The sequence below is a fragment of the Chryseobacterium sp. genome (assembly GCF_022712095.1).
Taxonomy (GTDB): Bacteria; Bacteroidota; Bacteroidia; order Flavobacteriales; family Weeksellaceae; genus Chryseobacterium.
Map to the genome: position 1 here is coordinate 1 of NZ_JALAHD010000304.1, position 10819 is coordinate 10819.

A 10819-nucleotide genomic window follows, 5' to 3' on the forward strand; every position below is an offset into this window, starting at 1 on the left:
ATGAATATTTTATCTATTCTTCAAAAATTAAAATAGTGAAATCTGAAAGTAAATTACTTAGAATTAAATTGAATTATTCACGATCAGAACAATTTCACCTTTTAAAGTTTTACTTTTCGAAAACTCAATTAACTCATTGATTGTTCCTCTTTTAGTCTCTTCAAACTTCTTAGAAATTTCCCTGCTTAAACTTACTTTTGTTTCTTCACCGAAGAACTCTTTGATCTGTTCTAAAGTCGTATTGATCTTATGAGGACTTTCATACAATACAATTGTTTTTTTCTCTTCAGCCAATTGCTTAAGTTTCGTTTGTCTTCCTTTTTTCTGGGGAAGAAATCCGGCAAATAAAAATTCATTATTGGGAAGTCCTGAAACCACTAAAGCAGGAACAAAAGCAGTAGCACCCGGCAGGCATATCATTTCTATCTGATGATCAGAACCGGCTTTAGCCAATAAATATCCCGGATCAGAAATGCCCGGTGTTCCGGCATCAGTGATAAGGGCGATATTCTGTCCGTTCTTCAGGTCAGTAATTACTTTTTCTGTCGCCTGGTGTTCGTTATGTAAATGATAGGATTTTAAAGGTTTTGAAATTTCGAAATGCTTTAAAAGAATTCCTGAGGTCCTGGTATCCTCACACAAAATATAGTCTACTTCTTTCAATACGTTAACTGCTCTGAAAGTCATGTCTTCCAGGTTTCCAACCGGAGTAGGAACAAAATAAAGAATACCGCTCAAAATTATAAGAATTTATTTTCTACCAATAACCACAATCTTTGAGCATATTCATCCACTTTTTTCCAGTTTTTAGCATAATAAAGCTCGCTCAGATATTCTTTGGCATCATCCAGATTTTTGAAACGGTTAAGCTCAGCAACCACTTCATTCAATTCGGATTGGCTTCCTCCGAAGAGTGTTTTTGAAAAAGCAATTCGATCATTCAGATCCAGTCTGAATTCCGGTTTAGCTTTTTCAGCTTCCATAAATTGAGTAGGAACATTAGCTTTAAGAAGACTTCCTGCATCACCAGTTTTTTCAGATGATGAAATGATAGGATTTTCTCTTTCCAAAGGATCATCATCAAATAAAGTCTGAATATTTTTCAATCCTTTAATATGAGACAGCTTTATTCTTTTCTCATGATTATACTCGTCCTGCTCTTCAAAACTTTCCTCTGAAGCAGGTCTTTCCCTTTCCACCGGATCATGAGTATTTTCTATTTCAACTATTTTTCTTTTTTCATTTTCTTCGGAAAGAATAACTTCTGCTTGTTTTTTCTCAGTTCGTACTTCATCTTTAATTTCACTAATAATGCCTCCCACATTGGATGTATCGGTTATCATTTCCCCTTGTCCCATACTAAATTTTGAAGAGACAGGCTGTTCTTCATTTTCTTCCGAAAGAATAATCTCCTCCTGCTTTTCTTCAATTTGAGCTTCATCTTCAATCTCACTGATAAGATTTTCCATATTGGAAGTATCAGTTACCATCTCCCCTTGTTCCACACTAAATTTTGAGGAAATAAACTGTTCTTCACTTTCTTCAATTAAAAATTCTTCCTCCAGAATTTCATCTTCTGACAATACTGCTAAACTTTCCGGCTCTGAAATTTCAGGACTGACTTCTGCTTTCTGCTCAAACCGCTCCTGAATTTCCTGTTCTTCAAAAGAATTACTCACAGCTTCCCGGTCATCAGAAATCTCATTTTCAAATTCATCGATTTCATTCAGCTGATTGGTAAAAAGAACTTCTTCTTCTATAATTTCTGAAGCTGTATTTTGGTCTTCCGAATAATCGCTTTCAACAAGGACAGATTCTGATTCTGTACTAATCTCAATATTCTCATTTTCAGCAGACTCATTCTCTTGATGATTGGTAAAGTCATTCTCATTTTCATCAATTTCATTGAGCTCATTGTTAAATATGGCTTCTTCTTCAATAACTTCATTACCTAAATCCTGATTTTCCGCTTCTTCATGAATCATTGAAACCTCATCCTGATTATCAATATTTTGAGATATATTATCCGGAATAAAATACTCAATATTTCTTTCAAGCAGTTTCAAAAAAGAGATTCTGTTGGCAAGCTCATCCACCAAATCCTGCTTAGAAAGTAATTCATCTACATTATTTATTTTGTCCAGAATATCTATGATATTCTTGGATTCAAAAAAAATCTTTTCCTTTAAATCTTGAATGTTTTGCATATAAGAATCTTGTTAAAAATTGCTTACTTTTGATGTTGAAATATTACGGCTAATTTAACAAATGTTTTTAGAAAATACAATTAATCATTCCAAACAAAGCGGTTGGATGGAAGTTATTTGTGGCTCAATGTTTTCCGGAAAAACCGAAGAGTTGATCAGGAGGCTGAGAAGAGCAGAAATGGCGGGGCAGAATGTGGAAATTTTTAAACCAAAGACGGATACAAGATATTCAGAAGAGGATGTAGTTTCTCATAATCAGAATAAAATTCGCAGTACCGCAGTGGAAAATCCCAATGAAATTATCTTGTTGGGATCGAATTGTGATGTCGTAGGAATCGATGAAGCTCAGTTTTTTGATGAAAGTATTGTAGATGTTGCCAATCAATTAGCCAATAGTGGAATAAGAGTTGTTATAGCTGGATTGGATATGGACTTTTTAGGGCGTCCTTTCGGGCCTATGCCCAATTTGATGGCTACCGCCGAATACGTTACAAAAGTACATGCCATATGTAAAAGAACAGGTAACCTGGCCAATTATTCCATGAGAACTTCTTCAGGAAATAATTTGGTAGAGCTCGGAGAAACAGAAAGTTATGAAGCAGTAAGCCGCAGGGTTTTTATTGATGAAGTACTTTCAAAAAAGAAATAATAAGAAATCATTTAGTTGATTACTGACTTATGAATTATACAGTTAAAGAAATTGCAGCCATCACCAACGCTCAAATTATTGGTGATAAAGATTTACTTATCAAAAATATAGCTTTTGATAGCAGAATTATTTATTCAACAAAAAATACAGCGTTCATTGCAATTAACACTAAGAAAAATTCGGGAGAAAAATTTATTGAAGCTGCTATTGACAGAGGAATTCAAATTATTATTTCAGAACATCAGTATCCGCAGTTTGAGGGAGTAACCTGGATCATTGTGGAAAATTCAATAGATTTTTTGCAGGAACTCGCCCGATATCATTTCGAAAATTCTCATTTAAAATCAGTAGGAATTACAGGAAGTAACGGAAAAACAATTCTTAAAGAATGGCTTTACCAATGTCTGTGGAATGAATTTCCTACTGTAAAAAGTCCGAAAAGTTTTAATTCTCAAATCGGTCTTCCTCTTTCCCTTCTCCAAATTAATGATAACCACAAGCTGGGAATCTTTGAGGTCGGAATTTCCAAACCTGCAGAAATGCAGAAGCTAGAGCATATCTTTCATCCTCAGATCGGATTGCTTACCCACATAGGAACCGCGCATGCTGCTAATTTCCAATCCGAAGAAGAACTGATTGACGAAAAAATAAAACTTTTTAAAGATTCGGAAATCATTATTTATAATGGAGATAATGATTTGGTAAACAGTAAAATAAAAAGCTTATATTCAAGTAAAAAACTGGTATCATACGGACTTAAGGATATCAATGAGGTCTTCATCAAAAATAACAAAGACGAAAAGATAACGGTAAAATACTTTGATGATGAACTTCAGTTTCCGGTTCACCAAAGAGATGAAGCTACTTTAACCAATGCTTTAGCACTGATAACCGTTTTAAAACAATTAGGAATTGAAAATGACAGGATCATTGAAAAAATAAATGCTCTGAAAGCTGTTGAAATGAGACTGGAAGCCATTGAAGGATCAAAAAACAATATCATTATCAATGATTCTTTTAATCTGGATATGGATTCCCTTAAAACGGCCCTTCAATTCTTAAATGAATATAATAAACCTAAAAAATCTCTTATCTTAACTGATATTGTAGGTGCCAAATCAGATTCCAGAGATTTATATGAAGAAGTTTCGGAACTCGTAAACGAGCAGAATTTTGACTCCGTATTTTTAATAGGCAGTGATATCACCCAATACGGTAATCTTTTCAAATCTAAAACCTTTACATTCAATGATACTAATGAACTTATTGATAGTAAAAGACTTAATGAAATAGAAAATCAGATTATTTTATTAAAAGGAGCTCGTAAATTTGAAATAGAAAAAGTTAAAGATATCCTGGAGCTCAGAAAACATGATACTGTCCTGGAAGTTAATCTAAATGCAATCCTTCACAATATCAATTACCATAAATCTTTACTGAAACCCGGAACTAAAATGATGGCCATGGTAAAAGCCAATGCTTATGGCTTGGGAAGCTACCAGATCTCTGAATTTCTTCAGCATCATCATATTGATTACCTTGGAGTAGCTATTGCCGATGAAGGCGTTGAACTTCGTAAAAAGGGAATTACCACTCCTATTGTGGTAATGAATCCTGAACAGCATAGCTATGAATCTATCATAGAATACAATCTGGAACCGGAAATTTATAGTTTCAGGGTATTGGAATTATTTTATGAAGCTGTTCAAAAATCAGGATATGATAAAAAATTTCCTATCCACATCAAGCTTGAGACAGGAATGCATCGCCTTGGTTTTAAAGACTTTGAATTAGATCAGTTAAGTGAAACATTAAGCAATAAGAATCTTAAGGTTCAAAGTATTTACAGCCATTTATCGTCTTCAGATATGCCGGGTGAAAAAGAATTTACTTTGAAACAGCTGGATACTTTTAATAAAAACTCCAATTACTTAATTGAAAAATTAGGCTATACTCCTATACGTCATATTTTAAATTCATCAGGAATTACAAATTATACTGATAATCAATATGATATGGTAAGAATTGGAATTGGAATGCTTGGTGAATCTTCCAATCCGGATATCCAGAAACAGCTGCAGTCCTGTGTAAGTTTCAAAACGGTAATTTCTCAGATATCCCAGGTAGAAACCGGTGAATCGGTTGGTTACAGCAGACGTTATAAAACAGATCATAATACTAAAATAGCAACTGTTCCTGTAGGATATGCTGATGGAATCCCAAGATTAATCGGTAATCAGGTAGGAAATGTAGGAATTAATAAAACTCTTGCTCCTATTGTAGGAAATGTATGCATGGATATGATGATGATCAATGTAGACAATATAGCGAATGTACAAGAAGGAGATACAGTAACTATTTTTAATGCCAAACCAAGCTTAAAAGAATTTGCAGAATACTGCAAAACCATCACATATGAAGTATTAACGTCCATATCACCCCGTGTAAAGCGAATCTATATAAAAGATTAATATGAAAAAAATCCTGTTCCTTTTATTCTCATTTCAACTGCTTTTATTTCATTCCCAGGTAAAAGAGGGTCTTGTAATTCCCAAAAATCCAAAAATCGGACTTTCACTGGCCGGTGGAGGTGCTAAAGGTTTTTCCCATGTAGGAGTTTTGAAGGTTCTGGATTCGTTAGGCGTAAAAGTGGATTATATTTCAGGGACCAGTATGGGAGCTATTGTAGGCGGGCTCTATGCTTCCGGATATACAGGAAAAGATATTGAAAAAATAGTGATGGATACCGATTTTTATTCTCTCATTATGGATCCCAAATCCCGTCAGGAAAGTACATTTTTTAATAAAACAGTGGATAAATATATCCTTTCCATTCCCCTAAAAAACGGAAAGGTAACTTTACCTTCCTCTATAAGTACCGGACAGAAAAATGTATATCTTCTTAAAGAGCTTTTCAAAAACGTATCCAATATTCAGGATTTCTCCCAGCTGCCGATACCTTTTATGTGTGTAGCGACCAATCTTGAAAGCGGAAATATGCAGATATTTGAAAAGGGAGACCTTGTACAATCCATTATGGCAAGCTCTGCTTTCCCTTCTTTGATGGATCCTGTTAAAATTGGTGACAGTATTTATATAGATGGAGCTATGACCGTTAACTATCCCTCAAAACCCTTAAAAGATAAAGGAATCGATATTGTTATAGGTGTAGATTTAAATCAGGATCTATCCACAAGAGAAGACCTTAATAACATCATTGCTATTCTTAATCAGGTTATTGATTTCGGTATCCAGAAAGATACAAGAAAACAGTATAAATATACGGATATCAATATCAAGCCTAACCTCAAAGGAATGTCTGCCACAAGCTATGATGAAAAGAAAAAAATCCTTGACAGCGGATATGCAGAAGGTTTAAAATATGCTTCTATATTGAATGAACTGCCTAAACGTTCATTTGACCGTCTCAGACAAGCTGTAAATCCAATATATTCCAACGTATATAAGATTGATAGTCTAGCACTGATTGGCGGGAAAATTTATGGGAAAAACTATGTTCTGGGAAAAATGGGTTTACGCTTCCCTTCTATGCAGACTTATGGAAGCATCAATAAAAAAATAGACAGGCTTATTGCCACCAACAATTATCGTTTTATCAATTACGATATTGTTCCTGAAAATGATGCTAATTATCTGAAATTATACGTAACGGAGGATGAAACTCGCCATTTTTTAAAAGTTGGATTGCATTATGATGAAGTTTTTAAGACAGGTTTATTACTTAATTATTCTGCAAAAAGGCTTTTATTTAAAAATACCAACCTTTCATTAGATGTAGTGGTTGGTGACAAACCACGATATTATTTCAATTATTTTATAGATAACGGATATATTCCGGGATTTGGAATTTATTCATCAGGAATGGATTTTGATATTAAAAACAATGAAAATAATACACTGGAGACATGGAGACATCTGCGGAATGAAGCTTATATTCAATCTGTATGGAAAGACAAATTTGCTGTAGGAGGAGGAATAAGCTATGATTATTTTGAATCCAATATCAATGGTGATAATGAAAATTACAGTAGGTATTTAAATCCTTATGTTTTTCTTAAAAGTGATACCCAAAATGATAAAGATTTTCCTACAAAAGGATTTTATTTAGCTGCTGAGGGAAAACTTATAGATCTTCTCAGCTCAGAAGTTCAGGATAAGCCGGTACAGATTAAAGCAGATATTAAAATTAATATTCCCTTATCCAGACAATTTACTTATCGTTTGAATTTATATGGAGGAATAACTATTGGCGAAGAATTACCTAATTTCTATCAATTCAGATTAGGAGGAATATTCGAACAGAACGTTGCTAACTTTAAAAGATTGGGAGGTTTTTATTTTGCCCAGCTTAACACTAACAATGTTGTCTTAATTTCCAATGATCTGCAGTTTAAATTTAATAAGAATTATTTTTTAACCGGTAATTTTTCATTTGCCAATCTTTCCAATGACATCAGTTTTGAAGATGCAGCAAAACTTAATTATAGCTCCGTAGGAATTACCGCAGGTTATAAATCTCCTTTCGGACAAATAAAAATTAATTTCAGTCACTCACTCAGAGATAATCAAACAGGAATATTCAGTGTAATTTTAGGGCACTGGTTTTAAAACAATGATACAATTCTTTTACGAAAACTTACCGGAATCTGTCAATACAGATTATATAAAATGGATGGAAAATATTATTCTTTCCGAAGATAAAAAACTGGGCGAACTTAATTATATATTCTGTGATGATGAATATTTATTAAAAATAAACCAGGATTACCTACAGCACGATTATTATACAGACATTATAACTTTCGACTATGTAAAAGGTAAAACCATAAGCGGAGAGATTTTCGTATCTTTGCAGCGCATTTCAGACAACGCTTCTACCCTATCTAAAAATTATGAAGAAGAATTAAAAAGAGTTCTTGCCCATGGCATACTTCACTTATGCGGATATAAAGACAAAACTAGGGAAGAAGAGAAAGAAATGAGGTATAAAGAAGATTTTTATTTAAATAAATTTAGAGAGAATTTTAGCTAATGTTTCACGTGAAACATTTAAAGTTAAGTTCAAATCTATATCACAAAAATTTCAGAAAATGATTTCAGAAATATATGATGTAATAGTAGTAGGTGCAGGTCATGCGGGATGTGAAGCTGCTGCTGCTGCTGCTAATCTAGGATCAAAAACACTGCTTGTTACCATGAACATGCAGACTATCGGACAAATGAGTTGTAACCCAGCAATGGGAGGTATCGCCAAAGGACAGATCGTAAGAGAGATAGATGCAATGGGTGGCTATTCCGGTATTGTAGCCGATAAATCAGCTATACAGTTCAAGATGCTTAACCTTTCAAAAGGCCCTGCCATGTGGTCTCCAAGAACTCAAAATGACAGAATGTTATTTGCAGAAGAATGGCGCCTTGCTCTTGAAAATACCCCCAATCTTGATTTCTTTCAAGATATGGTTAAACAGCTTATTGTAGAAAATAATAAAGTAACAGGAGTCATAACTTCTCTTGGAATTGAGATAAAAGCTAAGTCTGTAGTTCTTACCAATGGTACTTTTCTTAATGGCTTAATCCATGTTGGAGATAAACAATTAGGTGGAGGAAGAATGGGTGAACCCAGAGCATTTGGAATTACGGAGCAACTCGTTTCTTTAGGTTTTGAAGCCGGAAGAATGAAGACAGGAACTCCTCCCCGGGTAGATGGAAGAAGTCTCGATTACTCTAAAATGGAAGAACAAAAAGGTGATGAGAACCCTCAAAAGTTCAGCTATCTTGATACGCCTAAATTAACCCAGCAAAGAAGTTGTCATATAACTTATACAAACGAAGCTGTACATGATATCTTAAGATCAGGCTTTGACAGAAGCCCTATGTTCAATGGGACAATACAAAGTTTAGGACCAAGATACTGCCCGAGTATAGAAGATAAAATCAATCGTTTTGCCGAGAGAACAAGACATCAGCTATTTGTAGAACCTGAAGGATGGAAAACAATAGAAATCTATGTAAATGGTTTCAGCTCTTCCCTGCCTGAAGACATCCAGATCAAAGCAATGAAAATGATTCCCGGATTTGAAAATGTAAAAGTTTTCAGACCTGGTTATGCTATTGAATATGACTACTTCCCTCCTACTCAGTTAAAACATACTTTAGAAACAAAACTGATTGAAAATTTATATTTTGCAGGACAGATTAATGGTACTACAGGTTATGAAGAAGCAGCAGGACAGGGATTAATAGCGGGAATAAATGCTCATAATAAAGTTCACGAAAAAGATGAATTTATTCTCAACAGAGATGAAGCTTATATAGGTGTGCTCATTGATGATCTTATCACAAAGGGAACAGAGGAACCTTACAGAATGTTTACTTCCCGTGCCGAATATAGGTTATTATTAAGACAGGACAATGCAGATATCAGACTTACTGAAAAAGCTTATAAATTAGGTTTAGCTAAAGAAGAGAGACTAAAAAGAGTTGAAGAGAAAGTAGCTAAAAGTGAAGAACTTGAAACCTTTCTTCGGGAAACATCTTTAAAACCGGGTATTATCAATCCTATACTGGAAACTATTGAAAGTAATCCTGTAGACCAGGCTTATAGGGCAGCACAGTTTCTTACCCGCCCTAATATGACACTGGAAAAGCTTGAAAATATAGAAATAATAAAAGAAGTAGCTTCTCAGTTTGATACCGAAGTAAGAGAGCAGGCTGAAATCAATATTAAATACAAAGGCTATATTGAAAAGGAAAAAGAAAATGTAGCTAAACTGAATCGCCTGGAAAATATTAAAATTCCTGAAGATTTCGACTATATGAAGCTTACAAGCCTTTCTGCAGAAGCAAAGCAAAAAATGAATAACGTAAGACCTAAGACTATTGCACAAGCTGGTAGGATAAGCGGAGTATCTCCTGCAGATATCAATGTCTTATTAGTCTATTTAGGAAGATAAAATTAAATATGTTTCACGTGAAACATTTAAACAATAAAAAAGAAAATTAAGATATTTATGAACGTTATTAAAACCCATGAATATCTTAATTTTTAATTTGAAAAAGATATACGCTAATGAAAATTAAAGATCATTTTCTTTCACAGGAAACATTTGAAATTAAAGAAACAGAAACCAAAGGAGTTTTTAAAACCTCCCCTATTCCATCAAATATTTCTAAATATTATGAAAGTGAAGATTATATTTCTCATCACCAGGATTCCGGAAGTTTGAAAGAAAAGATATATAAATTCTTGCAATCTTTCAATCTCAGGTATAAAAAAAACATCCTTCTGGATAGAATTAAAAGAGGAGCTAAAGTTTTAGATTATGGATGTGGTGCCGGAGAATTTGTAAGATTCATTGAAAATGATTTTGAAACATTAGGATTTGAGCCTGATCCTGATGCAAGAAAAGCAGCGCAAAATAAAATTACAAAAGCAAAAATTATTGATGATATTTCTATCATAGAAAATCAAAGTTTAGATGCTATTACTTTATGGCATGTTTTCGAACATATAGAAAATCAAAATGAAATGCTTGAAATCTTTCACAGTAAATTAAAAGAGAAAGGACTTATTATTATTGCCGTTCCCAACCCTACTTCTTATGATGCAAAACACTACAAAGAATATTGGGCCGCCTATGATGTTCCAAGACACATTTATCATTTTTCTAAAAAAGGAATGGAAAATCTCATTTCACAAAATCCGGATTGGAAAATGAGAAAAATAAAACCACTAGTCCTTGATTCATTTTATATTTCTATGCTAAGCGAAAAATATAAGAAATCACCTCTTTTTTGGTTTAAAGCAACCATCTACGGATCAATTTCGAACATAAAAGCCCTTTTTTCGAACGAATTTTCAAGTTTGATATACATTATCGAAAAAAGATAGAAAATCGATTTTAAAGGTATTTCTGAAAGTCAATTTTCATCAATTTTGAAC

Annotated in this window: 8 protein-coding genes; 6 read left to right on the top strand and 2 right to left on the bottom strand. The window is 33.7% G+C overall.

Features of this window, described 5'->3' with window-relative positions:
- Positions 1 to 63: 63 nt before the first annotated feature.
- The gene (gene rsmI / locus Q0A18_RS15425) at positions 64 to 738 is read right to left on the bottom strand and encodes a 16S rRNA (cytidine(1402)-2'-O)-methyltransferase (protein ID WP_292011054.1); all 675 of its coding nucleotides are present in this window, start codon (positions 736 to 738) and stop codon (positions 64 to 66) included.
- Between the two features lie 2 nt (positions 739 to 740).
- The gene (locus tag Q0A18_RS15430; RefSeq protein WP_292011055.1) at positions 741 to 2207 is read right to left on the bottom strand and encodes a hypothetical protein; all 1467 of its coding nucleotides are present in this window, start codon (positions 2205 to 2207) and stop codon (positions 741 to 743) included.
- A 61-nt stretch (positions 2208 to 2268) separates the two neighbouring features.
- On the opposite strand from Q0A18_RS15430, the gene Q0A18_RS15435 reads away from it, so the two are divergent.
- The 6 genes from Q0A18_RS15435 to Q0A18_RS15460 all read left to right on the top strand — a co-directional run bounded on the left by Q0A18_RS15435 (position 2269) and on the right by Q0A18_RS15460 (position 10768).
- Positions 2269 to 2856 carry a thymidine kinase gene (locus Q0A18_RS15435; RefSeq protein WP_292011056.1) on the top strand — a complete coding sequence of 196 codons (588 nt, stop codon included), beginning with the start codon at positions 2269 to 2271 and terminating at the stop codon, positions 2854 to 2856.
- A 29-nt stretch (positions 2857 to 2885) separates the two neighbouring features.
- Complete coding sequence (locus Q0A18_RS15440; RefSeq protein ID WP_292011057.1) at positions 2886 to 5327, top strand: bifunctional UDP-N-acetylmuramoyl-tripeptide:D-alanyl-D-alanine ligase/alanine racemase; 2442 nt, start codon at positions 2886 to 2888, stop codon at positions 5325 to 5327.
- 1 nt (position 5328) lies between these two features.
- Positions 5329 to 7485, top strand: a complete 2157-nt coding sequence (locus tag Q0A18_RS15445; protein WP_292011058.1) for a patatin-like phospholipase family protein — start codon at positions 5329 to 5331, stop codon at positions 7483 to 7485.
- Between the two features lie 4 nt (positions 7486 to 7489).
- Positions 7490 to 7909 carry an rRNA maturation RNase YbeY gene (gene ybeY / locus Q0A18_RS15450; RefSeq protein ID WP_292011059.1) on the top strand — a complete coding sequence of 140 codons (420 nt, stop codon included), beginning with the start codon at positions 7490 to 7492 and terminating at the stop codon, positions 7907 to 7909.
- A gap of 58 nt (positions 7910 to 7967) precedes the next feature.
- Entirely contained in the window at positions 7968 to 9830 is a 1863-nt protein-coding gene (gene mnmG / locus Q0A18_RS15455) for a tRNA uridine-5-carboxymethylaminomethyl(34) synthesis enzyme MnmG (protein WP_292011060.1), read from the top strand.
- A 116-nt stretch (positions 9831 to 9946) separates the two neighbouring features.
- Positions 9947 to 10768, top strand: a complete 822-nt coding sequence (locus Q0A18_RS15460) for a class I SAM-dependent methyltransferase (RefSeq protein ID WP_292011061.1) — start codon at positions 9947 to 9949, stop codon at positions 10766 to 10768.
- Positions 10769 to 10819 lie beyond the last annotated feature (51 nt).

Excerpts from the sequence above, each read along its gene's own strand:
- Q0A18_RS15435 (WP_292011056.1), top strand. The coding sequence starts at position 2,269 with ATGTTTTTAGAAAATACAATTAATCATTCCAAACAAAGCGGTTGGATG.
- Q0A18_RS15445 (WP_292011058.1), top strand. The coding sequence starts at position 5,329 with ATGAAAAAAATCCTGTTCCTTTTATTCTCATTTCAACTGCTTTTATTT.
- Q0A18_RS15460 (WP_292011061.1), top strand. The coding sequence starts at position 9,947 with ATGAAAATTAAAGATCATTTTCTTTCACAGGAAACATTTGAAATTAAA.
- mnmG (WP_292011060.1), top strand. The coding sequence starts at position 7,968 with ATGATTTCAGAAATATATGATGTAATAGTAGTAGGTGCAGGTCATGCG.
- Q0A18_RS15430 (WP_292011055.1), bottom strand. The coding sequence starts at position 2,207 with ATGCAAAACATTCAAGATTTAAAGGAAAAGATTTTTTTTGAATCCAAG.
- ybeY (WP_292011059.1), top strand. The coding sequence starts at position 7,490 with ATGATACAATTCTTTTACGAAAACTTACCGGAATCTGTCAATACAGAT.
- Q0A18_RS15440 (WP_292011057.1), top strand. The coding sequence starts at position 2,886 with ATGAATTATACAGTTAAAGAAATTGCAGCCATCACCAACGCTCAAATT.